Source organism: Aliterella atlantica CENA595, from assembly GCF_000952155.1.
GTDB lineage: Bacteria > Cyanobacteriota > Cyanobacteriia > Cyanobacteriales > Chroococcidiopsidaceae > Aliterella > Aliterella atlantica.
This window is the reverse complement of the sequence record NZ_JYON01000025.1, coordinates 34,245-55,724: the sequence shown is the minus strand read 5'-3', so window position 1 is coordinate 55,724 and position 21,480 is coordinate 34,245. Positions and strand designations below refer to the sequence as shown.

The window sequence follows — 21,480 nt, the reverse complement described above, 5'->3', positions numbered from 1 at the left end:
AATTGCAACTAAAAACTAGGTAGCTTTTTTGTTATTTCACATTGCAGACAATCAAATCTCTTTATAAGTGAGTAGATTTAGAATTTTTAACAGCCAACATTCGTTGAAGCCGTGTAACTTCCTATATATTCTCTGGTGTAAATATTGAGACTTTTTTTTCTCTCTTAGCAATACTCTAGAAAACCCATAAGGCATCTTACAATCCTTTACTGATCTATGAATATACTGAACCTTCTCAAAACGAGTGTTAAAAACCTATCAACGCCTGTTGCTGTACTCGCTATCTTATCTATTAGCCAGGTTGTAGAAGCGCGTCCATCAGTTGTAACTGAAGGAACTTGTACAATAAAATCCTCAATAGCAAATATAAAATTTCCCTGTCGTGGGACTTATGGGGGAGGTGCAGGTGGCGGGTTTGTAACTTTTTCCAGAATTCGTAATGGACAAGAACTTGAATTTGCTGTGAGAAGCTATAGTTTTGGTTCGCAACCAGATTATGAAAGACAATATAGCTTTGAGTGGCTCGATGGAATAGGTCAGTTTGAAATTCCAACTCTAAGTGCGAACCGTACTGAAATCATAAGTGCAGTAAGTGAGATAGAGACTAAAGACATAACTTATCTTAAAAGTGGTTGGGCATTGTTTGTGACTAATCAACGTAGGATTGGAGAATTATGTCCGAGTGATGATTGGCAGAAACTAAGACCTTCCTGTTAGTTTTTTAGAACTGCTAAAAAGTAATTGTAAATGTTGTGCATATTGTGTACAGAATATTAGCCAAACGTTTAAATACTTTTATGCCTGTATCACTGCTAAAACTTTACGCGCCACCTCAACAGACACCGATGCCATTGCAGCAGAATCGCGCAAAGAACAACCTTGGTGTAATGCTGTAATTACCTGTTGCGATGAAGGCTTAGAAAGGAAAGCTTGTTTCAACTCTGCCTCCATGCGATCGCTGACCCGTATATCACCCGCTGCAACCTGGCTATCAGCTAAAAGTGCTGCTAGGGATAGATCCTGTTTTCCTTCTAAGATATCCTGCTCCACTGGCGACAACACCTTAGCTTCCATTTGGTGCAGATCGCGTTCTACTGCTTGAGGCTCGGCAAACTTAAAATACTCAGTTAACGTGCCAATTGGATGATTAAAGTCGCAGTATCTATACTTAAAATACTTTTCCACATTCCCTCGATGCGCCCAAATATTAAGTACCTCAACTTCTACGGTCTGGTAATGCGATCGCAGGTCCCTATTTATTTCAGCGATGCGTTTAGACATCGTTCGAGTTGTTATACCAATTTTGTACAGAATTTTTCCATCCGCCTGTACTTTCAAGTAATACAAACTAGCAAGCAGAATCTTCCTCATTTGAGCGCAATATATCCGCAAGTCAGTGAGGCGGACCCGTAGCTCCTTTTGTGGCAGCACCGAGCCAGAATTGGTGAAAATAGCAGCTTCCAGTTGGGTTAATTTCTGCTCAATCAGCGATTCATGCAGAGGGTTGAATGAAGTTAGCGGCAATGCGCCAACAGGAATTAAGCCTAAAGCTGTGAAGTGGTATGTTTTACGTCCAGTCCCTAAATTAATAGTTTGACGTAACTCTAATAAATTCTCCTGAGTAAATGCAGGTATCACTTCTAAGCGATCGATCCCGCCATTATCAGATTTGCACCTGTGCCACAGTTTTTTTAGCTGCTCTAGCTGCTTGCCCGTCAGATAGATATTAAAGGCATCGTACAACGGTAGATGCGGTACTTCGCGTTGCTCTCTTTTCACAACTATATTGCAAGTTTCGCCGCTATGGGAGAAATGGTGCTGTTTGACTTTTCCCTTCTTTGCTACTAACTCGCCGCCGCAATATGGGCATCTTAAATTAGTTTTGCCACTGGCAACGTCTTCAACCTCAACCAGCTTATTTTCTATGTCAATGCCATAACGCAGCCACATACAATTCGCGCTTCTTACTCCACAGCAGCTTCCAAAACTATTGCTAGCTCATATTTAGTATCTTTCCTGCTACCGATTCTAGGACGCGATCGCGCTAATATTAACCCCAAGCACTGCGATCGCATCTTCTCCCTAATGGCTTACCAAATTTCCGCTACAAAGCTGCAAACCTATTATCGTTGTCCGCAATCCTACTATTTTCGTTACGAGTTGGGTTTGAAAACTCCTGGATTCTTTGGTAATGCTGCATTGGGTACAGCCCTACATCAAACGCTTGCTAAAGCCTACCGCGACTGGGACTACCTCGAACCTATACCACCTAACACATGGTTTAATTCTTGTTGGCAACAGTTCTCTAATAAATTGAGTCCGAGTCAAGCTGAAGAAGGGCAAGAAATTTTAGCTAACTATTATCATCAGTTCAGCGTTTGCGTCCATGCTCCGCAAACGCTTTGCGACCATCGCATCTTTCGCAAAGACATCAACTAGCTTACTTGTCTAGGACTACCGATAAATTATGGCTAACCCAATTAGAACGGCAGTAATTCGCCTATTCCATCCGCCTCAGCCAACAGTTCCTCAACTTACTATCATTACTGAGATTGTAAATGCCGTTCGCGAACTATCACAGACACGCCTTGGCGCATTGTTAGTTATAGAAACGAATGCACCGCTCGACGAACAGAATTTTCCATTTCCTGGTGTAAAGCTTGATGCTTTAGTTTCTTGTGAGCTAATACAAACCATCTTTCAACCAAAAAGCTCTTTGGGTGACGGGGCTGTTTTGATTCGGGGTGAGCGTGTTGTCATCGCTAATGCAATCTTGCCTTATAGTCACAAAACAGCTTCACGGCGGTTGGGCGCACGTCACCGAGCCGCTCTGGGAATTACAGAGCAAACTGAGAATTGCTTATGTATTGCTGTATCTGGAGAAACAGGTTCTATTGCATTAGCCGAAAGGGGAATTTTGAATCGACCTTTGACTGGTAAGATATTGCGCGAGTTATTAATAGATCGATTACCCAAACCTTAGATCAAATTTAATTCAGATGAGAAAATCTACTTATCTCACGCCGCTAGAGGATAAGATTTTGCAGGTAATCGAGCAGGAATATCGGATTAAGGATGTTAAGCCAGAAGTGGAAAGTGAATTTATGGGCTAATCGCTCTAATCACAATTTATAAGGCATGGCATGGGAGAGGGCAGAAGTTGTTGAATATAGTGTCAGGAGGCGGTCGCACTATACGCTTCAAGCCTAAGCTTACAAATCCCCTCTTTTGATCCCACTATGAATCTCTAACGCTACAGGCGCGATCGCCTCCATAGCAAAGAAGTTGTAGCTTCGGAAAGACATCAACTATGTTAAAAAACACTAACTCTTAGGAGATAGTTTTTCAAGTGCATCAACAATTTTTTGATGTCTACTTTCTTGGCTATCTTTTACAGAAAGAACTGTAACATCATTACGCGAACTTGCTAGTTCTGCAACAATCTCTTTCATAGGTCTGCCTTTGGCACTCTCACCTCTGACCCAATCTCGAATCTGCTCAAACTCGATTTCTGTAACACTACTCATAGTAAGTTTCCTTCCCCATCAAAGATAAATATACATTTTTGCTGCTCGTTGTCGCAGCTTTTCGCTTCTAGATATAGATATTCTCCTTCTACATATATGTTATACAAACAGTATCTCAGTTGAGCAAGCGATCGCACAGCATCAGTCAGAGCAACAAACTGTAATTCAGTTATCATCTTAAAGAGGGGATTGAAAAATAATTATAGCAGCGCTTACTTTTTAGCCTTTAAATCGACTGTTCCATTTTAATAGTGCTTCATCCTCTGTTTTTGCAGCAGGACCTTGTGCGCCACAACTACAATAAACTGTCAGTCCGTAATCCAACTCAGTATCTTCAAACAGTGATTCAATAATTTCCAAGTCTGAGTCACCGCAAAACGGACAAGGCAAAAAATAATCTTTAACTTCTATTCTTTTTTCACTCATTTGTATGCAACAAAAACTGCCAATTAGATCCATTCAAACTATCTAATAATTCAGACGTTTTTGTTTAAAATCTTTAAAAAAATACAAATGCCGTTGCAGGTTTAGCTCAACTGCTGAATTTCTCAAAACCTTCTGCCCAAGGCGTGAATGCGATCGCTTCTAAAACATCATCGCGGATAAAACCAGCGATCGCTTCCATAGCTTTAGAGTTGCGGCTGGTAAATACATCGACTAAGTTAGAAAACACCTCATAAATGACAGCTTCGCTTATCTCAACATTTTGAGAATGCAGGCTATTGTAAGCAGTTATTCGTTCATTGATTGCTAGCCGATCTCTTTCACAAATAGCAGTCACGCAAACAAAATTATATAAACCCAAGGTAATTAAATTTTGCAGAATCGGTTGGTGTTTCTTCGCCACCAAACAATCCACAACTTCGTTATATATTGCAACGTGCATTTTTTTATCAATCGTCTGCCGCCATGTAGCTAGTAAGGATTGCAAGCTTCCTGTTGGCACAAATCGCTCGTCTTGAGTTTTTTCGAGCAACTTTTCTAAGTGACATTCAGATTCCTTGTGAATGCGCGGAACTTCACTAATAAAAATTGTTGTAAGTAGCTCGTTGAATGCTTGAGAAATAACTTGTCCTTGAGTATCGTTTTGGGCTACTAGATTGAAGCCCGATCTAAGAAAGCTAATGGATTCATCGAAGTCATTTAGTTTGTAACAGAGCCTCAATAAATTCCATAAATGGCGATTAAATAGCCTCAATCGTTGATTTCTGCTAGCATTTTCACTTTTGATAATGTCTGCTGTCGTAATCTGGGCTATTCGTAATTTGCAGCGCTCTACTTCTTTTTTGTCTTTATCAGGGCGGTGTGAAAAGTGGGGGACTACCTTAGTTTTTTTGTTGGAAGCATTGTAGTAGCGCTCATGTCCAGCCGTCAGAAAAACTGACTCATGGCATGATGGACAGACCAAGCCTAAATTCTGGTAAGCTGTGTGGTTGCAATCACAAGCATCTATAAGCAAGCCACCATATTTAATTGAAGATGCGTACTGCATTTTTCAATTCCCAGGAGCGAAACATAACTGTTATATACAAATTTCTAGGGAATGAGTAATTTTTCTAGAGTTATTGGTTGAAACAACTCTACAATACTTTTTTTGCAATTACTCAAGCAGTTGCCTACCTAACAATGGGCATTGCATGACAGCAAGTGGATAAAGCAGCTTTGCGGCGGAGGCGATCGCACTACCGCCTCAATTCTAAGTTGGCTTCGGTTCCAACTAGGGATTTTCAACGCTACAGGAGAGCGAAGCAGGAATAACAGTGATAAAATTAGGTTACGGAAACACTCATTATCGTAACCATACCACCAATGCTTGCTACCACCGCGATACACGAGCCAGGTTTTCAGCCCCTCGCCAAGGAGATAGATGTAGTCCAGGAACTCCTATGCGATAAGCGCAGCCTTAATACTCGCCTTGCCTACGAAAAAGATTTGCGAGATTTCTTTAGGTATGTAGCAGGTGTTGCGCCCAGCAGGGAGATCGTGCAGAGTTTTTTGCTGCTTTCTCGCTTTGAAGCGATCGCTTTGGTGCTGAGGTACAAAGCTAGTCTAGTGGAGCGGGGATTAAAGGAAGCTACGGTTAATAGAAGATTGGCAGCAATCAAGGCACTGGTCAATCATGCTCGAAAGCTGGGAATAATAGAGTGGAGTTTGGCAGATATCAAAAGTGAGAAAGTAAAACCATACCGCGATACGACTGGGATTACTCCAGCTTCTTTTAAAGGAATGTTAGCTACAAGTATGCAGAACACCCTCAAGGGCAAGAGAGATTACGCCTTGTTGCGCCTGCTTTGGGATAACGTTCTGCGGCGCGAGGAAGTTGCCTTGACTGACATTAAAGACTTGGATCTTGAAGGAAGAAAGCTCTGGATTTTAGGAAAAGGTAGAGGTAGCCAGAAGGAAGCAGTTGCGCTGTCAGTCTCCACAGTCAAAGCACTGCAAGAATGGTTGCTGGCAAGAAAGGAATTAAATATCAACCAGCCGTTATTTATTGCCCTAGACCGAGCTAGCTACGGGCATCGGCTTACGGGGACTGCAATCTATAAAATTGTGCAAGCAGCAGCGAAATCGGCTGGCATTAGCAAGAATATCAGCCCCCACCGGATTAGGCACTCTGGCATTACGGCAGCACTGGAAGCAACAGGTGGTGATGTCAGGCGGGTACAAAAACTCTCGCGCCACGCTAACTTGAATACATTGATGATTTATGACGATAACAGGCTAAATCATCAGGCAGAGATTACAGATTTGCTTGCAGATTTAGTTTGAGGTGTAAGTCAGTTGCTTATAGGTTTGGCGTTGTATAGTTTGCCTTAGATCGAGAGTTTTGCCATCAAAGGGAAAGGGGGATTGTACTTGCTACTCATCCGAATATGCACCTATCTCGGCTCAATGCCTAACGTCCAATTTTTAAACTTTTATTTCTGAATAGATAGCTATAGGATCTATAGTCACATCTACTTGCCCTACAAGCCCTTCCCATACTTCGCCCATATTTATCAATCCTGCTAGTCCTGGAAATTGAATACCTCTATTTGGTCGTTTAGGGGAAAATCCCACAATGGTAAGTTCCACATCTCCAGGCATAATGTAGCCTGCCCGTAATTGTTCTAGTGTCATACATAAGTATTCTGTATTTAGGGAAGTTGTAATTGTTGAACTCTCGGTTTGTATATGAATTGTTATATTACCAACAGAAAAAGTTCTTAATAGTTGAGAAAAGCTTTTGAGCTTCTTTTTGAACTCATTGGTTTCATTTTTATTAGCTCCAAAACCCTGAGATTTAACTTGGTCTTCAGCTATATTCCATATATCTTCAGGTCTTTCATATAATTTAGCTAGCATTTCCCAGTCGAAAAATCTTGCTACTCCTTTAGCTTTTATCAAAGTTGCATTTTTGATTTGTGAAAGCTCTTTGTTTAAATTTACTAACAAACCAGCGTTTATTAAGTCTTCTTCTAGTAATAAATATAGATTGTCATGTTCAACTTTGACTTCTGAAAGAGCTTGTAAAGCTTCGTACTTTGCTGTAGCACCAGCATCTTTTGTACTTCGTTTTTGAGTCTTCTTTTCCTCTTTTGTACCTGTCACAGAGCCAACAATTGATTTAGCCCCTACACTTCCTTCTACTTCGTTGGAAATTTCTCTAACTTCTTCGTTGTATTGCTCAAGTCCACTATTTATATCTTCCTTGTTCACGCTCTCAAGTAGATGTCGTAATTGTGGAAGTCCGTCTGAAAACTGTGCTGTATAGGAGAATAATCGACTGCGATCTAGATAAATGAAATGTTTGGGATTAATACCGTTTCCACCTTTTAATAAGTCTTTGTTTGTTTTGCTCATACTCATCTTCTAAAATTTCTCTACGTTCAGCTTGTAATTTCTCAGCTTTATCTAGTTCGTCATCTAGTTTTTCAGCATCCGGCTGGCAACCTTCTGTATCCATCGCTTTCAAGACCTCATTAGTGATTTTTGCAATGTGTTTAGCTAGGTTGTCAGTTCCTTTATCTGAATTTTCAGGATTTGGAGTATTAGAGTTGGTCATTATCAGCCTCCTCAGAATTACCCCTAGTTTATCGCCTTATCTTCATACAGGTTGTATTGCTATATTTGTATAAGTTTTTTGGATTAGCGTATTAACTATTTTTTTAGTAAAAGTGTACTACCTTAGAGTAGCAAATTTGTACTATGTGGGATCGAGCCGAGATAGCTGTAAAAAAGTAGTTAATCAGTGTATGGTTATACATTGCTGAACTATTGCTAATTCAAAAGATTAGGTGTTTAAGTACCCAAGTTTTTAAGTATTTGAAATTTTAAGTACGCGCTTTTAACCACTGCTCCAGCAACTCTTGAACTAACTCGCTAAATTCCCGCCCTTCGCTCTCAGATAGCAGTGCAATCTTAGCCGCTCGATGGGTATCTTTGCGAATGTATGCTGTTACCTGCTCGTAGTCAGGATGCGATCGCTTGCCTTTAGGTCTTCCTCGTTTGGGGGGCTGCTCCGGTTCTGCAACTAACTGGGGTTGGTTTACTTCTAGTTCATGTTTTTCCGGCTCTGGCTCTTTGCCCTTTGCTGCATCCAAAAGACTTTTAAACTTACTCACTTAATTATCTCCTGCCCGATGTGTTGGTAATCGCGCCATGCGATACGTGCGCGTGGATCTGAAACTGCATTGACTGGGACACCAGCAAGCGCGGCTTTTTGAAAAGCTACTCCTTCGCGGACACCCCCTTTAAATAGCGGTAATCCAGCATCGCTCAACATCTCTCTTGCTTCTGCTCCATCCCGTCGGGGCTTGGGAGGAATGCGAGTAATTAGAATGCGGTATTTTTCCGTTCCCAATGACTTAAGGGCATCAACAGTTTGCATCAGGGCATCAAGCGATAGGGCATCGGGAGTAGTGGGCAATACTAGCAAATCGCACCCCTCAGCTAGTGCTTCTAAATCTTCCTGCTCTGGTCGTGCTTGAGTGTCAATGACAATGTGTTGATATTTCGGAGCGTGTTTAGCAGCCTGTCTCTCATCAATTACTTTGAACGGTAGATTCCCGCGTTTCGCCCAACCCGTTGCCGAGCGGTTTGGATCGCCATCAATCAGGAGCGTTTCGCCTTTGGGTTGTAAGTAGGCGGCTAAGTGAACTGCGGTTGTAGTTTTGCCAACGCCACCTTTGAACGATGCAACAGTAATAATCATATTGGTGGTCTGAACTCTTAAGTTTTTACAATGCCAAAAACTTGAATCATCAGGTATTTGAAATTTTGAGTACGCAAATCTCTAAAAATATAAAAGGGTCAAGATTAGTATAATTGAGTTTGCAAAACCTTGAATCTTTAAACTGATAAGTTTTTAATTACGCAAGTTTTTAAAAGTATGGAATTTTAACTTTTTGAATTTTTGAGTACGCGGAAAGTTAAAATTGCAATGGATCTGCAAACAGTCCACAGATACTATGAGCAAATAGCTACTTGTAGGGCTAAAAGTCTAAAACGCCAAAATGTTGAAAAGACAACTACTTGAATACGCAAAAACTTAAATACTTGAATTGCTGAACAACTAAAATATGGCAAATGACCAGCATTCAATAGCTGAGGGTTACGATGACTTCCTCCGCGATTTAAAAGAACGCATCCGCAGCGCTCAAGTACGGGCGGTACTTGCTGTTAACCGCGAGTTGGTATTGCTTTACTGGCAGATTGGGCGGGATATCCTGACAAGACAACAACAGCAAGGCTGGGGAGCCAAGGTAATTGAGCGCTTATCTGCGGACTTGCGCTCCTCGTTTCCAGAGATGAAAGGCTTTTCACCACGTAATCTCAAGTACATGAGGGCATTTGCCGAAGCATATGAGGAATCATTTGTGCAACAGGTTGTTGCACAAATTCCTTGGGGTCATAACGTCCGCATTTTAGACCTCATAAAAGACCCAACAGAACGCTCATGGTACGCACAGCAAACCATCCAATACGGTTGGAGCCGCAACGTTTTAGTTCATCAGATTGAAAGCGGACTGTACCGCCGCCAGGGAAAAGCAACTACTAACTTTGATCGCACTCTGCCTAAGCCCCAATCAGAACTAGCGCAGCAGTTGTTGAAAGATCCTTATAACTTTAGTTTTCTCAGTTTAGGAAAGGAGGTACTAGAGCGAGACTTAGAACGGTCTTTGATAGACCACATCCGCGATTTCTTGCTGGAGCTAGGAGTAGGCTTTGCCTTTGTCGGTAGTCAGTACCATCTTGAGGTTGGAGGACAAGACTTTTACATCGATTTGTTGTTCTATCATCTACGCTTGCGCTGCTACGTGGTTGTTGACCTGAAAATGTCTGATTTTCAGCCAGAGTTTTCGGGCAAAATGAACTTCTATCTTTCAGCCGCCGACGACTTACTACGTCACCCAGACGACCAGCCCAGCATTGGGATCATATTGTGTAAAAGCAAAAATCAGGCGATCGCCGAGTATGCTTTGCGCGACCTCAATAAACCGATTGGCGTTTCTGCTTACCAGCTTCAAAATGCATTGCCAGAACAACTAAAGAGCAGTTTGCCAACAATCGAAGAATTAGAAGATGTATTAGGGACGGTTTCTATAAAAACCACTGATGCAGAATGAAACGTACAAGAAAATCATAATAGAAAAGCTGTTACTCTTACAGCAACATAGATCGCGGCTCAATTCCGTTTGGTTTTCCTATAATCCCAAGGCTTGGTGTAGTTCCCGCTCCAAACCCCTACTCTGCTAGCTTGGGCGGAGTTTTGCGCCTGCTTCACTGCCGCCGCATCTGGGCAGTTATTCAAATAGCGGTCATACACATACGCCATCCCACCTTTAACCTGTTCAGCCTGCAAAAACTTACTACCAGCAAACACTTCAGCAACCTTTCTGCCGTAGCGGTCGGTGTCCACAATCTTGAGAGCAACGAGATCGCCATTTTGAGCTATCAGACTCTTAAGATAATCGCGTGATTCTTTACCCAATGGCTGCGCCAACTCTGGTGCATCGATGCAAGCAAAACGAACCCGCTCTATCTTCTGCCCCTGCCGCACCTTAAGAGTATCGCCATCATGTACGTTCAGCACTTCCCATGTAGGCGCAAAGCCCTTCCCAGGACTATTACTGGCAGCGGTAGAGTTCTGAACTACTTTGTTCTGCGGCTTTATAGTCGCTTTTTGTGGAGATGGTTTAGTTCTAGGGGATAACTTTGTAGAGTTTTGATCTACTTGCGCGATCGCTCCTACAGGTTCAGTTCTAGGGGATGACGCTATAGGGGTTGGGACAACTTTCGCCGTCGCTGGGGCAATCGCAGTTCTAGGGGATGGTCCCGTAGTTCTAGGGGATGGTTCTGCAACTGGAGTTTCGGGAGTGTTGTCACTGACAGCGATCGTTAACTCTGCAACCAGTTCAGCATCAGTTTGACCAACCCACTTGATTTTCTTAATACTTCCCGTGTAAGGGGATTTCACGACCCCGAAACGCTCTAGTTCGCTCTCGATTGAATTTAACTGTGCTAGTAATTGCGCTTGCTCTAATGAAGTATCTTCCTGCTGCTGCGCCTCTTTACTGACTTCTTTATTAACTTCTTCCCGATGCCTCTCCTTAGCTGATTGCAACCCCGCGATCGCCAAATTCAAACTCGCTTTTTTCTGCGCGAGGATGTTGTTAAGCCCCACTAGCTTCTCTTTTTCCGAAGGTTGATACCCCTGTTCGCGGGCATACTCAGTCCAGGGCGAGTTTGCAAGAAACTGGAAAATCGCTTTTTGTGCCTGATCTACTTCAAGCTTCGCCTGGGCAATCTTAGCCCGTTCCTCTGCGTAGCTTGATTCAGGATTAGGGGACTTGGCACTTAGAGAAGATTGCGGCTTTTTTAATTGCTCCAGTTTTAGCAGCAACACCTGGCGTTGAGCCATGAGGCGTTCCCGCGCCAAAGTGCGATCGCTCAATATCTGCTCTTTGACAACTTGCTGCCCTTGCACCACCTTTAGATCCGCCGGAGTGTCTAATGTCAGTTTTAACTTCAACGTCCGAGGTAAGGTGTTAGTTCTAGGGGAAATCGAAGTAGTCGGTGTTGGCAATGGGACTTGAGCGATCGCCCCAGTTGCAATGCGATCGCTCTGAATATTCGCTGCGCCAGTAGAACAGCCACCTAATAGTAATAGCGTTACCGCAATCCACGCTCTAGTTTCCATTTACTTATCAACTTCCTTGAACAACCTTTGCCTGTAGCTTCGCGGACGCAATTAATTAAGGTGGGATAAGATACCATCCCGTCTTTAGTAGCTTCGTCAAGAATTTGAAACACCTGAGTAATGCGCCGCCAGTGCGGTCTTCCCCGCAGCGAAGAATCTGCAACAGGTGGTAGTAGCTTCGGTTCAGGAGAGAACAGGGCAGTAAAGTTTTTTAATAAATCTCTATTGATTTCTACATTCAAATACGCTGGCGAACAGCGCTTAAGGAAGCTCCTCGCGGATCTAATAGCTATCCTAAAATTACTCATGAATTTGAACTCGCTGGTAGTAAGGCAAAATTGAAACTTGTTCGGCATGAGCGCCAAATCGACACAGTGCATTGAGTGGAGCAAGCCCAGCGACTTTGCCCTCAGCAAAGCGAAACTTGTTGGACACTCGTTTAACCTCGGTTTGATCCACAGGCAAAACAATCTTGCTGGCAGAGTTACCAATCACATCCAAACTAAGGTGGCGTTCGGACTGAGAAGCCAAAGCTAGAGCTAGCCCATATTTGCGCCCATCCGCGATGATGCGATCGCAAGCACTACCCGAAACCTTGGGCATCTCCTTCGCCTCATCTATAAATAGATAAGTACGCGGCAACTTACCCTCGATTTCACCCATTAAGCGGTGACTGTCCATCAACTGCCGTGCCAAAGACTCCGCCGCGATCGCTCCCAATGCTGGGGGAAGTTTGCATAAATCTATTCTGATTAGCTTTTGTTCTAGCGGAAAAGTCGGACGAGAGAAGATGCCGTATTGAAACGTCGCGGCTAACTTGAGCTTAAGCTTTTGGCTATCCTTACATCCGTAAGTAATCCGGCTTTCTATAGCCTGCTGCACGTCGTCGAAGTTGGGCGGATCGTTCCTCCAAGTTTCAGGAGCCTCTTGAAAAACACTGCGCCGCTTGTAGCACTCTGCCAGAATATCTAGCATCAACCCTTCTTGAATAGGACCAAGTTGCAAGGCTTTTTTGAGTACGGCGGCTACAGCGATCGCTTGCAAGTTCGGTCCACCGCCCTCTGGATCGAGGTTGACTAGAAGCGGGTTGATGCCATAAGGTGAAGCCATGTGCAGGGGATAGATAGTTTCCCCTAGAACTTTTTGGTCGCCGTGAAAGTCAATCAGAATCACCTGCATATCTGGGTAAGTCCGGCTGAGTCCATAGGCGATCGCTTTAAGAGTCTGAGTTTTGCCACTACCACTAGCCCCGATGGCAACGATATGACCATTGGGCAAAGCTTCGGGGTTCCAGTAACAGCCATTACCCAAATGAATACCGTCTCCGCTCTCAATCTGCTTTGAGAGTGTAGTTGTGTCAACGGGCTTGAGGACTGCTTGTGGCAACGGCTTTTCTTTACGGCTAAACATAAATGCTCCTTACAATTAGAGTTCCAGTAGCAAAGTAGTCGCCAAGCTTTGAGATAATTTCTTGTGGGCTGGCAGATTCTAAGTGGATGATCGCTACTCCCGCCCCTGGCTGTAACGTCAGCGCATTAAATCGGTCTGGGCGGGTAGCGATCGCTAAATCCTCCGCATCCTCCAGAGTAATTACGCCGCTGATATAAGTCCTGGGTGATAAAGGCAATACAGCAAACGCCGTCGATATATCGTCACTTTCTAGCTGAATTTCCTGTGCAACTGCCCTAACTCTAGCGCCGCGATAAATCCTGACTTGGTTAGTTGCTATTTGGCACTCCTGACTACTGCCTGCTCTGTAAAGCCTGCCCTGATTATCTTTCACTAATAGATCGGTCTGGGTCAACGACTTCACTACCTCATAATCGCCTTCAATACTTTCTTGAGTCAGCGCATTTCTGCCTTTGATATGAGCAACAATTAAGTAGTTGTTGATTTCCTCGTTGGTTACTTCCACCGCGCCACTAGGCATTGCTAAGACTTGATTGAACGCCTTGAGAATACCGCCAGAACTGCTGATATTAATTGAAGTAATTGCGATCGCTACAAGGATTATTAAAATAAAATACTCCGCGCCGCTGCCAGTTGATAGCCTCAGCCGAGGATTGCCAGGAATCACTAGCCGCGCCTTAGAGGGATAAAAAGCAGTAACGCCTGATTTGGTAAAGCAGTCTGATATAAACCCAAATAGATACCCTAAACTAATTGCCAACCAATATTGATGGCTTACAAAGCTAATAGGTATTGTCACAGCACTAATCACAGCCCATGCTAAGAAGCTATGGCTAATACTGCGGTGAGGATAACGCTTCTCAAGATAATGACTAAGTGGGAATAGTATTCGCCCTGGGACACTCTTGCTCGTATCTGCGTCTGGTAACTGAGACGAGATCGCAGAGATGCCCAGAATTATTGGGTCGGCAGTGCCAAGTGTCAAGCTGGTCATGGCAACGGCGGCTACTGCATGGGTAATGGACATCATCTGCAATCACCTCTTAAAACAAGGGTATCTGGTTATAACTAACCTCTGACTTTCCTAAAGCAGTCAAGATTTTCTTCCAGCGACGGCTTGAATAGAATGGTTGCCGCTCATACCATTCTTTAGGATCGGCAGCAGATTTAGACGAGTTACATAAGCCGCAAGCAGGAATTAAATTACCAAAACAGTCCGCTCCGCCCCTTGATAATGGGAGAAAGTGATCGAGACTTAAGTTTTTCTTGCTGCCACAGTAGGCACAGCAATTGTTGAAGTCAAGGAAAAGTTGCTTTACTTGCTCTGCTGTGTAGTTGACGTGATGGTTAGTCTTCTTAATAGCTCTGCGCTTACAATTACTGACACGCACAACCATTCGACCCTGTGGAGTTTGAAGACGCTGACGCTTCCGTTCGAGATAGTAATCACGGTTAGCATAGTAGTATTCTCGCTTCTGTTTTAATAGGCGATCGCGGTTTCTAAAAGCCCATTGCTGTTTGTAATCCCGACGATTAAGGTTGCTCTTAGTAGACCACTCTTTACGCTTTTCAGGATGTTGCTTTTGATATGCTCTTGCCTTTGCTTTGTACTCTTGAGGGTTCTTCCTGTACCGATTAAGGCAATGCTGTCTGCTGCACTCCTTACAAATGCCCGTCTTTTTGAACCTTAAACTCTTCCCTGTGTCTTGATAATCATGACCATACTTACAGAGAGAGCCAAGATAAACTTTCTCTGGGTCAAATGTTAAATTGTCCATTGTCAGCTTAGAAACGATAAGTTGACCACGCTCCAGGGTGTTCCCGCACCGCTGGGGCATTTGACTTATTATCCCATTAAATGGCTGAACCTTTTGATAAGTAAGCGTTTCAGTCTTTATCATTGCCCTAACCTCCCCGACTTGCGCGGCAGACTGAACACAATCAACCGAAATACCCCAACAGCAACAGTGAGAATCCCACCTATTAAATAGAGACTGGTAGAATTTACCCCTAATCCAATTAACCGGACTACTGTAAAAACCATTAGTCCAGCGATTAAGAAAGGCGTACCATCGATCCACTGAGTATGATCGGGTGCAGTATCTTCCAAGCCTAAATATTCTTCCCTTACCACCCGCCTTGCTAGCATTGGATTCCCGCCTACTCGCTGCTGTAAATTCGCTAATTGTCCTGGCTTCAAACTTAATCCCAACTCGGCGGCTGACTCCTGCATAATTTCCCGAATAGCGCGATCGCCCAAGGGCTGCAATTCAATTCGGGGCAGTTTCAAGAAAATGTCCCGCGCTGGGGGAAAGGTCGCAATCAACAGCAATGGTTGCCCTTGCGAGTGCAATTCCTCAAGCCAGCAGCGCAGAGAAACTTGAAGGCGATGGGCATTATCAAAGATTAGAAACGCGGTATTATCCCCTAGAAATTCTGCGATCGCTTCTTGAAGCCCCTGCACAGTTAACGCTTTACCTTCTAAAGACTCACTCTCCACGCCAATTTGTTCGGCAATCGAAAGCAAAGTTTGCTTAACCGTCATCGGATAAGCGATTGCCACAGTGTAACCAAGCTGCTCTAATTCTTCTGCAACAGATTCCCCTAAAACTGACTTTCCCGAACCAGCTTCCCCAACTACAAGCAAGCTAGAGTTTGCAGTAAGTGCTGCCACAACTCTGCGTTTTTCTTTGCTTCTATAGAGCTTTAGCGAAACGGAACTATCAGCGATGCCAAGACTTCGCCGTTCTTCGCCGTCTTCTGAGACGGCATAGATGTAAGTGCGTTCCTCACCGTTCACCAATCGGCGGCGGTGGCGCTTGATCTGCATCGGTGTCTGTAACGATCTCCTTTGGATCTGCTGAAGGGTTTGAATCAGCTTTTAATATCTGAAGCTTGATATTGCTGAAGTTGATGGCGGCAATTATGGCAGCTATAGCGATCGCAATTGAAACGATCGCTAATTGCTTTTGCCGTTTTCGCTCTTGACAGACTCGCTGGACGGACTGCTGCTGCCAGGAAGCGATCGCATCGAACCATTCTCCCCAGGTGCGATCTGCGCTAGGGGGGTTTGAGCTAAAAAAGCTTCAGGATCGTATGTTAAGGCAACTCCAGCCAACATCTGCTTTAGCCGCGATTGAGATTCGTCTACGGCATTTTGTAAGTTGGGGTCGGTGAATTGTCGAGTAGCACAGTGCAACATCGTTAACGAGTCCAACGCTACCAAAAGTCCCGCTGCTCTATTTTCTGCTGCTTGCTTGATGCTTTTTAAATCTTCCTCTGCACCAGCGGCGGTCTGTTGCTCTGCGGATTCTTGTGCTTTCGCGCTCACTGAACGCTTCTTATTAGTAGTGGTGGAGCGCTTCTTTACCTCTTCCAAAACTTCATCAGGATATTCAACTGCCTTTGGATAGCCCATTTCAGCCGCAATCCCTTCTACCTTGCGCCTTGTGCCATACTCCATTAATTCTTCAATTTTTACCATCTTGAATTTTCCTTATTTTTTTAAGTAATTCTTGCCGACTTCCCCCATTGGCATAGTGCCTGTTAACCGCTCTCAACTGCTGAAATTGCTGTTCGCTAAAGTACCGCAGCCGCAAACCAAATCCAAGATCGGCGCACCACCTGCTAATCAAGCTAGGATCGAGGGGGTGTTCTGGCGATCGCCCCCGCTCCTCAGATAAAAGCAGTACCGCCATTCTTCGGGGAACTTCCCTTTGATGAATAGATGAATGATTCATGCTAATTGTGTTTCCGTGAATCAATCACGAATGGACTCAATCAAGAATGGCTAATTTTAATGCAGGTTAATAATGGTGAAATTACTGATTATTCAATTTTTTAGATGAAGATTTATTATGATTAAGTATTTTTAAGTAAATAACTTCTAAAACTTTTGTTTTCTACACAATCTACTAGCTAAAAAGGTTTTGCATAAATAGTCATATCCCCTAGAAACACTCTTTAGTTCTAGGGGATAGCAGTCAATTGGTAGGCGATCGCTCTCTAACTTAGATAGGTGAAATCTACCTCTATGAGCATTGCCAGTTAGTTGAACGAGAGAATTAGCAATAATCAAAAAATGCTGCTTACTCTTAACTAGGGTTGGTGGCAGTTTTAGAGAAAGTTGCTGTCTAATAGTACAAAAGCGTTATATTTATAACGTTCTTGTTATTTATTTTGTACTATGAGACTGTCCGATGCTTTTGCAGAGACATTATTCCGTTACCGAGACGTTTTTAAGGCTATAGATATTGCTGAATTATCGGGATTAACCCCTAATCAAATCAGTTCCTTTCAAAGAGGAGGCAATTTGAGAAGTGACAGCATCGACAAAATTTTAGATGCGCTTGAATCGTTCGATCCTACAGCAAAGACCTATATGCTTTCTTTGGTAGCTAAAAAGGTAGATGTTGAAGAGGGAAAAAAGCCTACACTACAACCTGAATAGTTAAAGCGTCTCAAGGGCTAGTCATTAACAGGCTTTGCTGTTTATATTGTTCCAGTCGAATTAGCCATAGATACCAAGCAGCGGCGATCTCGTCCTGGTCGATTATAAATAGTTGACTTTGCTTCGGGGAAATTACAACCACCAATGCCTGCTCGATAGGAAGCTCTTGCATTGATTCGTATGCACCCTTATAAGCAACCACTTGTAGGATAGCTTCGCTCATCCAAGCTAGTTTTTTGATGCGGCTGCTAGTTTTCCAATCAATAATCGTCCTTTTCCCCTGCCAATCAGCGATTAAATCTAGTGTGCCTGCGTACTTGAGAGTATGGTGATAAATGATGTGTTCTACGGCACAAGGGTTTTTAATTGCCTTAACGATCGGTTTAACTGAGTTCCAGTAGGCTTTTGATTCTGGTGTGATTAGTGTCTGTGCATCGGACAAATCCTTTAAAGTTGCCGCGATTACTTCATGAATAGTATTACCTCGGTTTCTAGCGTTGCTACTTTCCCGATCTGCTGTGTCTGCACCATGAACTTTATCAATTTTATGCTGCCACTTACGGAGGCGATTGCAGTCCTCTGGGGTTCTAGTAGCTTTGATAATGGTAGTCACTGAGGGTAATAAGTCGCCGTTGACTTTGTAAAATCGTCCGTTTCGTGTGTTTATTTGGGTAATCATGAGGGGATTTATTAGGGAGAATTATTAGCTCTCCCTTAGTGATGGTTAATTAGATACAGCTAAAAATGTAAACGCTAGTGTTAGAAGCATTTACTGAGTAGTAAGAATTGATAAACAGGTCACGGGCGATCGCTTCCCAGTCGATCCAGTGGTCGCTAATTCCGAGCTTTTCTAGTTCCTTTAGTTGCCCGCTCTCTTCCCACTGGTCGCGGATAAAAGCCTCCTCGCTCTCGCTCTCACACTGGTAGGAAATTTCAAAAGTTTCCTCGGTGGCTTCAGTACCATAATGGTTATAATGTGCCGCGAAAGCTTTGCCATGCTTGATTATTAGCGCTGCAAGAAAAGCAACCTTATCTATATATTCGTATTCATTAATCTGGATTCCTTGCCAGTCATCGAAATCGTGGATCGCAAATTCTTCCGCGTCTTCTTCCTCTGATTGAGAGAGCATCGCCTTTATTTCTTTGTTAATGTCCTCCGCGTCCTGGTCGCAGTCGATCCAAGTGCCGTGTAGGTTGCCGTTATTGTAGGAAGCTAGACAAGCTACATAGATGCGGGGTGTCGCTGTTTTTGTCATGATAGATTTAGCCTCTCTTTGGGGTGAAAACCGCCGCTTGCTCTTGGTCGGGTTCGGCGGCGGTAAACATATTTACTTTGAACTGATAACTGGTAGTTCTGGACTGAACGCTTTTGTGGGATTTGTCTGTTGCTTTTGCTCCAATTTCAATCCGCACAAACTCACTATTGAATCAATTAAGTCCTCTATTTCCGCTACAGAGTCGAGGTTATCTGGATCGATTTTGAGATAGTGCAAGAAGATATCCACAACATATTTTTTATTTGCTTCTATCTCACGCTCTAACATTGCTTTTTGCTTTGTCTGCTCTGTTATTTTCATTGGTTTATCTACTCTCAACGCCGTTAGCTATAGCCTTTGCAAGCTCCTTAATCTGTTCGCAACATTCAATAACTTCATCGCCGTCGAAGTCTTCATCATTGAGCATTTCACTTAGCTTTGTAATCTCATCGTTGAGTAAGTTAAAATCACTTTCAACTGTGTCATTGAGTTGTTTGTAAAGCTGTACCGTTTTGAGTTTCATCTGTTTGTTTTACCCGTTAGTTTGAATTTGGTGATTGAGCGATCGCATTTATTCAGATGCGATCGCACAGTTGGTTAGTATTCCGATGGAAGCATCAAGACTTTTTCTACTAGATAGAGTTTGATTTCGCTCAGGGGGAAATCAGTAAAGGGGATTTCTTGAGTTAGTGCCGTGTCGCCCTCATCGCGATCGCATCGGAGCAACGCGCTGTTATCGGGGTTAACGGTCAGCGTCCAGAATTGAATTGCTTTTAACATTGGGTCAGATAGCAATTTTTTGGTTTGATGCGATGCGATCGCATCGACCAGCCAAGCCGCGCCATTCTCTTGTAAATAAAATGCGCCGTCGGTGAGCTTAATTCCTAGCCAATGGCTGTAGTACCTCTCTGTGCCGTGAAACCGATCGAGATTGGCAAAAGTTGATGTAGTCATGGTGATTTTTCTCTGGTTGAATTATTACTTATCAGCGTTAAAGTTTTCAGAGATCGCACATTGCAGGCTTGGCGCAGTTGGGAGGTAAATCAACCCCCAATCTGAACGCGCTTAAACTACTTACGAGCTAACTTGCCACCATTAGTTTTAGGTTTGATTTCCTCCTCTGCTTCAGCACGAGCAGAGTTAACCAACATCTGAATCTCCTCTGATGTCATGCCGTCAGTACAGAGAAGGGCGCTGTTACTGATGTCAATTAAGCTAGGCTTTGCTTGCAAAAACTGGGCAATTTTTTCTAACTGTGCTTTCTCAGCGTCGGTGTTGCGTTCTCTCCAATTCCAGTCAACGCTGTAATATGTGCCGAGTTCTCCTGAATGTTTTTCAAAATAAGCGGTAAATACTCCAAGTGCTGGTTCGCCGCCGCTCATAAGCTCGGTGATTTTCTGAGCAAATGAATTAATAGAGCGCGTCTTGATGTAAGTCACACATATAGTATCGGCGGGTAACTTCTCCTCACCAGGGGCAGGAATAAACCAGATTTGCAACCACTGGGCATTGATTGTTTTACCCAACGTGCCAAACATTCGGGAAACTCTAACTATCGATACGTCAATCGAATTACCCCTAAAATCGTCGTCGCCTACTTTCCACTGCCCGATCTGGCAATCGTTACGCACTTGGTAAGGTGATTGAGGCAGGAAAATTGCGTCTGTAGGTTTCACGCCAAATACTGTTAAGTTCATGATGTTTGTCTCTTTTTAAGTCTTGTTCTGTAAGCCTTTTACAGTCATGCTTAGGACTACCAAATTTAGAAGGGGATGCAATCGTAATCAACATCGCAAGGTACGGGAACTGAAAATTCTTCCCGTTCAGGCTCGACTGCATACAAAATCTCGCCTGAACTATCACAAGGAAGACTCCGCACACCTTCGAGGTATCCGGCTAGATATGCCTCGTTTTTTAATTTAGGTAGATAGCCAAAAGCTGCATCAGTCTTTCCTTCTAATCGCCATTCTTCAGCGATCGCGTCTTGCTGTTCTTTATGTTCCTGGTCAACGTGGCAGGCGATTTCGGGTGTCATGCTAGGATCTCTGTTGATGTTTATTTACGTTGGGGCGACTGCTGTAGTCACCCCACTTTCGTTAAGCTGCTGCTACCTGCTGGGCGGCTAGATAATCAGCAAAGGAGCGGTAGCCGATAAAGTCCAGCGCGGCGAAAGAGTGCTTGCACATTGCTTTGCCCCAAAATCCGATCTGGTTCTTGTAGTCCTCACACTCACAATGAAGCGCATCTTTGCAAGCAACTACCCTATACATAGAGTCTTTCTTGGGATTAACTACATTGAATGAGCTATGTAGTAAGTGGTGGCGTTGGACTACTAGCGCTTTGGCTTGCTCCTTGCGCCAGTCAACAAAGTGCTGATGGAAAACCTTTTTGCTAATGAAGCGGGGGCGGCGACCGTCAGAGATGACTAATACAACCTTTGCCCATACTTGAATAGAAACTTTAATTTCTGGGTAGTAAATACCGAGAATGCGTCGGGCTGCTGCTACTGAATAAAGAATGTTTGTTGCTGTAACCATGATGTTTACCTGAAATGTGATGTCCGTTCCCTTTTGGGGATATCCTAATTATAGCAAGAAAATAATATAAATAGTATTTTAATACTATAAATACATAAAACATAATATAATAGAGAGG

At 43.5% G+C, this 21,480-nt stretch carries 30 protein-coding genes and 1 pseudogene; 6 read left to right on the top strand and 25 right to left on the bottom strand.

The window, feature by feature from the left end; all coding sequences use genetic code 11:
- Positions 1-216 precede the first annotated feature (216 nt).
- Complete coding sequence (locus UH38_RS19220) at positions 217-717, top strand: hypothetical protein (RefSeq protein ID WP_045056293.1); 501 nt, start codon at positions 217-219, stop codon at positions 715-717.
- Positions 718-795: 78 nt separating this feature from the next.
- Here the strand turns inward: UH38_RS19220 and UH38_RS19215 are convergent, their stop codons facing one another.
- Positions 796-1,950: a GIY-YIG nuclease family protein gene (locus tag UH38_RS19215; protein WP_045056292.1), complete on the bottom strand. Its 1,155-nt coding sequence runs from the start codon at positions 1,948-1,950 to the stop codon at positions 796-798.
- A 135-nt stretch (positions 1,951-2,085) separates the two neighbouring features.
- Between UH38_RS19215 and UH38_RS19210 the strand changes: the two genes are divergently transcribed.
- Together UH38_RS19210 and UH38_RS19205 are read left to right on the top strand one after the other, a co-directional pair.
- Positions 2,086-2,439, top strand: coding sequence for a PD-(D/E)XK nuclease family protein (locus tag UH38_RS19210; RefSeq protein ID WP_082065439.1), 354 nt, complete (start codon positions 2,086-2,088; stop codon positions 2,437-2,439).
- Positions 2,440-2,497: 58 nt separating this feature from the next.
- Positions 2,498-2,959: pseudogene (locus UH38_RS19205) on the top strand (diadenylate cyclase); the annotation flags it as partial.
- A gap of 364 nt (positions 2,960-3,323) precedes the next feature.
- Here the strand turns inward: UH38_RS19205 and UH38_RS19200 are convergent.
- The 4 genes from UH38_RS19200 to UH38_RS19185 all read right to left on the bottom strand — a co-directional run bounded on the left by UH38_RS19200 (position 3,324) and on the right by UH38_RS19185 (position 5,019).
- On the bottom strand, positions 3,324-3,527 hold the full coding sequence (locus tag UH38_RS19200) for a hypothetical protein (RefSeq protein ID WP_045056291.1): 204 nt from the start codon (positions 3,525-3,527) through the stop codon (positions 3,324-3,326).
- Positions 3,524-3,703 carry a hypothetical protein gene (locus UH38_RS19195; RefSeq protein ID WP_045056290.1) on the bottom strand — a complete coding sequence of 60 codons (180 nt, stop codon included), beginning with the start codon at positions 3,701-3,703 and terminating at the stop codon, positions 3,524-3,526. Before UH38_RS19195 ends, UH38_RS19200 begins: the two co-directional genes overlap by 4 nt.
- A gap of 43 nt (positions 3,704-3,746) precedes the next feature.
- Positions 3,747-3,953: a Lar family restriction alleviation protein gene (locus UH38_RS19190; RefSeq protein ID WP_160295998.1), complete on the bottom strand. Its 207-nt coding sequence runs from the start codon at positions 3,951-3,953 to the stop codon at positions 3,747-3,749.
- Positions 3,954-4,059: 106 nt separating this feature from the next.
- On the bottom strand, positions 4,060-5,019 hold the full coding sequence (locus tag UH38_RS19185) for a hypothetical protein (protein WP_045056288.1): 960 nt from the start codon (positions 5,017-5,019) through the stop codon (positions 4,060-4,062).
- A gap of 317 nt (positions 5,020-5,336) precedes the next feature.
- Here UH38_RS19185 and UH38_RS19180 point away from each other — a divergent pair, with 317 nt between their 5' ends.
- Positions 5,337-6,296 carry a tyrosine-type recombinase/integrase gene (locus UH38_RS19180; RefSeq protein ID WP_045056287.1) on the top strand — a complete coding sequence of 320 codons (960 nt, stop codon included), beginning with the start codon at positions 5,337-5,339 and terminating at the stop codon, positions 6,294-6,296.
- Positions 6,297-6,437: 141 nt separating this feature from the next.
- Here UH38_RS19180 and UH38_RS19175 read toward each other — a convergent pair whose 3' ends face one another.
- The 4 genes from UH38_RS19175 to UH38_RS19160 all read right to left on the bottom strand — a co-directional run bounded on the left by UH38_RS19175 (position 6,438) and on the right by UH38_RS19160 (position 8,721).
- The gene (locus UH38_RS19175) at positions 6,438-7,370 is read right to left on the bottom strand and encodes a hypothetical protein (RefSeq protein ID WP_045056286.1); all 933 of its coding nucleotides are present in this window, start codon (positions 7,368-7,370) and stop codon (positions 6,438-6,440) included.
- Positions 7,324-7,572 carry a hypothetical protein gene (locus tag UH38_RS19170; protein WP_045056285.1) on the bottom strand — a complete coding sequence of 83 codons (249 nt, stop codon included), beginning with the start codon at positions 7,570-7,572 and terminating at the stop codon, positions 7,324-7,326. Before UH38_RS19170 ends, UH38_RS19175 begins: the two co-directional genes overlap by 47 nt.
- Before the next feature lie 268 nt (positions 7,573-7,840).
- Entirely contained in the window at positions 7,841-8,131 is a 291-nt protein-coding gene (locus tag UH38_RS19165) for a hypothetical protein (protein WP_045056284.1), read from the bottom strand.
- On the bottom strand, positions 8,128-8,721 hold the full coding sequence (locus UH38_RS19160; RefSeq protein ID WP_045056283.1) for a ParA family protein: 594 nt from the start codon (positions 8,719-8,721) through the stop codon (positions 8,128-8,130). The genes UH38_RS19165 and UH38_RS19160 overlap by 4 nt, the downstream gene beginning before the upstream one ends.
- A gap of 367 nt (positions 8,722-9,088) precedes the next feature.
- Here UH38_RS19160 and UH38_RS19155 point away from each other — a divergent pair, with 367 nt between their 5' ends.
- Positions 9,089-10,135, top strand: coding sequence for a PDDEXK nuclease domain-containing protein (locus tag UH38_RS19155; RefSeq protein WP_045056282.1), 1,047 nt, complete (start codon positions 9,089-9,091; stop codon positions 10,133-10,135).
- A 59-nt stretch (positions 10,136-10,194) separates the two neighbouring features.
- Here the strand turns inward: UH38_RS19155 and UH38_RS27395 are convergent, their stop codons facing one another.
- From UH38_RS27395 to UH38_RS19110, 8 genes are all read right to left on the bottom strand, one after another.
- Positions 10,195-11,709 (bottom strand): thermonuclease family protein, encoded by a 1,515-nt coding sequence (locus UH38_RS27395; RefSeq protein ID WP_052672463.1) that lies wholly within the window; start codon positions 11,707-11,709, stop codon positions 10,195-10,197.
- Positions 11,682-11,951: a hypothetical protein gene (locus UH38_RS19140; RefSeq protein WP_052672461.1), complete on the bottom strand. Its 270-nt coding sequence runs from the start codon at positions 11,949-11,951 to the stop codon at positions 11,682-11,684. The genes UH38_RS27395 and UH38_RS19140 overlap by 28 nt, the downstream gene beginning before the upstream one ends.
- A gap of 58 nt (positions 11,952-12,009) precedes the next feature.
- Positions 12,010-13,119, bottom strand: a complete 1,110-nt coding sequence (locus tag UH38_RS19135; protein WP_045056280.1) for an ATP-binding protein — start codon at positions 13,117-13,119, stop codon at positions 12,010-12,012.
- The gene (locus tag UH38_RS19130; protein ID WP_045056279.1) at positions 13,112-14,149 is read right to left on the bottom strand and encodes a metal-dependent hydrolase; all 1,038 of its coding nucleotides are present in this window, start codon (positions 14,147-14,149) and stop codon (positions 13,112-13,114) included. Before UH38_RS19130 ends, UH38_RS19135 begins: the two co-directional genes overlap by 8 nt.
- Before the next feature lie 13 nt (positions 14,150-14,162).
- Positions 14,163-14,897 (bottom strand): HNH endonuclease, encoded by a 735-nt coding sequence (locus UH38_RS25955; RefSeq protein WP_160295997.1) that lies wholly within the window; start codon positions 14,895-14,897, stop codon positions 14,163-14,165.
- A 119-nt stretch (positions 14,898-15,016) separates the two neighbouring features.
- Complete coding sequence (locus tag UH38_RS19120; protein ID WP_045056278.1) at positions 15,017-15,949, bottom strand: ATP-binding protein; 933 nt, start codon at positions 15,947-15,949, stop codon at positions 15,017-15,019.
- 129 nt (positions 15,950-16,078) lie between these two features.
- On the bottom strand, positions 16,079-16,603 hold the full coding sequence (locus tag UH38_RS19115; RefSeq protein ID WP_045056277.1) for a hypothetical protein: 525 nt from the start codon (positions 16,601-16,603) through the stop codon (positions 16,079-16,081).
- Entirely contained in the window at positions 16,590-16,859 is a 270-nt protein-coding gene (locus UH38_RS19110) for a hypothetical protein (RefSeq protein ID WP_045056276.1), read from the bottom strand. Before UH38_RS19110 ends, UH38_RS19115 begins: the two co-directional genes overlap by 14 nt.
- 446 nt (positions 16,860-17,305) lie before the next feature.
- On the opposite strand from UH38_RS19110, the gene UH38_RS19105 reads away from it, so the two are divergent.
- On the top strand, positions 17,306-17,569 hold the full coding sequence (locus UH38_RS19105; RefSeq protein ID WP_045056275.1) for a hypothetical protein: 264 nt from the start codon (positions 17,306-17,308) through the stop codon (positions 17,567-17,569).
- A 10-nt stretch (positions 17,570-17,579) separates the two neighbouring features.
- On the opposite strand, the gene UH38_RS19100 is transcribed toward UH38_RS19105, so the two are convergent.
- The 8 genes from UH38_RS19100 to UH38_RS19065 form a co-directional block, all read right to left on the bottom strand.
- Positions 17,580-18,248, bottom strand: a complete 669-nt coding sequence (locus UH38_RS19100; protein WP_045056274.1) for a PD-(D/E)XK nuclease family protein — start codon at positions 18,246-18,248, stop codon at positions 17,580-17,582.
- A gap of 49 nt (positions 18,249-18,297) precedes the next feature.
- Positions 18,298-18,825: an antirestriction protein ArdA gene (locus tag UH38_RS19095; RefSeq protein ID WP_045056273.1), complete on the bottom strand. Its 528-nt coding sequence runs from the start codon at positions 18,823-18,825 to the stop codon at positions 18,298-18,300.
- Between the two features lie 72 nt (positions 18,826-18,897).
- On the bottom strand, positions 18,898-19,146 hold the full coding sequence (locus tag UH38_RS19090; RefSeq protein WP_045056272.1) for a hypothetical protein: 249 nt from the start codon (positions 19,144-19,146) through the stop codon (positions 18,898-18,900).
- Between the two features lie 4 nt (positions 19,147-19,150).
- Positions 19,151-19,348 (bottom strand): hypothetical protein, encoded by a 198-nt coding sequence (locus UH38_RS19085; protein ID WP_045056271.1) that lies wholly within the window; start codon positions 19,346-19,348, stop codon positions 19,151-19,153.
- A gap of 74 nt (positions 19,349-19,422) precedes the next feature.
- Entirely contained in the window at positions 19,423-19,779 is a 357-nt protein-coding gene (locus UH38_RS19080; protein WP_045056270.1) for a DUF6876 family protein, read from the bottom strand.
- Positions 19,780-19,895: 116 nt separating this feature from the next.
- A complete protein-coding gene (locus UH38_RS19075) occupies positions 19,896-20,522 on the bottom strand; it encodes a hypothetical protein (protein WP_045056269.1) in 627 nt (208 codons plus the stop codon).
- 65 nt (positions 20,523-20,587) lie between these two features.
- On the bottom strand, positions 20,588-20,860 hold the full coding sequence (locus UH38_RS19070; protein WP_045056268.1) for a hypothetical protein: 273 nt from the start codon (positions 20,858-20,860) through the stop codon (positions 20,588-20,590).
- 61 nt (positions 20,861-20,921) lie between these two features.
- Complete coding sequence (locus UH38_RS19065; protein WP_045056267.1) at positions 20,922-21,362, bottom strand: hypothetical protein; 441 nt, start codon at positions 21,360-21,362, stop codon at positions 20,922-20,924.
- Between the last annotated feature and the right edge of the window lie 118 nt (positions 21,363-21,480).

Coding starts and splice junctions, on each gene's coding strand:
- UH38_RS19120 (WP_045056278.1), bottom strand. CDS start 15,949: ATGCAGATCAAGCGCCACCGCCGCCGATTGGTGAACGGTGAGGAACGC.
- UH38_RS19195 (WP_045056290.1), bottom strand. CDS start 3,703: ATGATAACTGAATTACAGTTTGTTGCTCTGACTGATGCTGTGCGATCG.
- UH38_RS19090 (WP_045056272.1), bottom strand. CDS start 19,146: ATGAAAATAACAGAGCAGACAAAGCAAAAAGCAATGTTAGAGCGTGAG.
- UH38_RS19170 (WP_045056285.1), bottom strand. CDS start 7,572: ATGACCAACTCTAATACTCCAAATCCTGAAAATTCAGATAAAGGAACT.
- UH38_RS19070 (WP_045056268.1), bottom strand. CDS start 20,860: ATGACACCCGAAATCGCCTGCCACGTTGACCAGGAACATAAAGAACAG.
- UH38_RS19085 (WP_045056271.1), bottom strand. CDS start 19,348: ATGAAACTCAAAACGGTACAGCTTTACAAACAACTCAATGACACAGTT.
- UH38_RS19080 (WP_045056270.1), bottom strand. CDS start 19,779: ATGACTACATCAACTTTTGCCAATCTCGATCGGTTTCACGGCACAGAG.
- UH38_RS19065 (WP_045056267.1), bottom strand. CDS start 21,362: ATGGTTACAGCAACAAACATTCTTTATTCAGTAGCAGCAGCCCGACGC.
- UH38_RS19105 (WP_045056275.1), top strand. CDS start 17,306: ATGAGACTGTCCGATGCTTTTGCAGAGACATTATTCCGTTACCGAGAC.
- UH38_RS19155 (WP_045056282.1), top strand. CDS start 9,089: ATGGCAAATGACCAGCATTCAATAGCTGAGGGTTACGATGACTTCCTC.
- UH38_RS19220 (WP_045056293.1), top strand. CDS start 217: ATGAATATACTGAACCTTCTCAAAACGAGTGTTAAAAACCTATCAACG.
- UH38_RS19180 (WP_045056287.1), top strand. CDS start 5,337: ATGCTTGCTACCACCGCGATACACGAGCCAGGTTTTCAGCCCCTCGCC.
- UH38_RS19210 (WP_082065439.1), top strand. CDS start 2,086: ATGGCTTACCAAATTTCCGCTACAAAGCTGCAAACCTATTATCGTTGT.
- UH38_RS27395 (WP_052672463.1), bottom strand. CDS start 11,709: ATGGAAACTAGAGCGTGGATTGCGGTAACGCTATTACTATTAGGTGGC.
- UH38_RS19115 (WP_045056277.1), bottom strand. CDS start 16,603: ATGGTAAAAATTGAAGAATTAATGGAGTATGGCACAAGGCGCAAGGTA.
- UH38_RS25955 (WP_160295997.1), bottom strand. CDS start 14,897: ATGGACAATTTAACATTTGACCCAGAGAAAGTTTATCTTGGCTCTCTC.
- UH38_RS19200 (WP_045056291.1), bottom strand. CDS start 3,527: ATGAGTAGTGTTACAGAAATCGAGTTTGAGCAGATTCGAGATTGGGTC.
- UH38_RS19110 (WP_045056276.1), bottom strand. CDS start 16,859: ATGAATCATTCATCTATTCATCAAAGGGAAGTTCCCCGAAGAATGGCG.
- UH38_RS19100 (WP_045056274.1), bottom strand. CDS start 18,248: ATGATTACCCAAATAAACACACGAAACGGACGATTTTACAAAGTCAAC.
- UH38_RS19095 (WP_045056273.1), bottom strand. CDS start 18,825: ATGACAAAAACAGCGACACCCCGCATCTATGTAGCTTGTCTAGCTTCC.
- UH38_RS19190 (WP_160295998.1), bottom strand. CDS start 3,953: ATGAGTGAAAAAAGAATAGAAGTTAAAGATTATTTTTTGCCTTGTCCG.
- UH38_RS19175 (WP_045056286.1), bottom strand. CDS start 7,370: ATGAGCAAAACAAACAAAGACTTATTAAAAGGTGGAAACGGTATTAAT.
- UH38_RS19135 (WP_045056280.1), bottom strand. CDS start 13,119: ATGTTTAGCCGTAAAGAAAAGCCGTTGCCACAAGCAGTCCTCAAGCCC.
- UH38_RS19160 (WP_045056283.1), bottom strand. CDS start 8,721: ATGATTATTACTGTTGCATCGTTCAAAGGTGGCGTTGGCAAAACTACA.
- UH38_RS19130 (WP_045056279.1), bottom strand. CDS start 14,149: ATGATGTCCATTACCCATGCAGTAGCCGCCGTTGCCATGACCAGCTTG.
- UH38_RS19075 (WP_045056269.1), bottom strand. CDS start 20,522: ATGAACTTAACAGTATTTGGCGTGAAACCTACAGACGCAATTTTCCTG.
- UH38_RS19185 (WP_045056288.1), bottom strand. CDS start 5,019: ATGCAGTACGCATCTTCAATTAAATATGGTGGCTTGCTTATAGATGCT.
- UH38_RS19215 (WP_045056292.1), bottom strand. CDS start 1,950: ATGTGGCTGCGTTATGGCATTGACATAGAAAATAAGCTGGTTGAGGTT.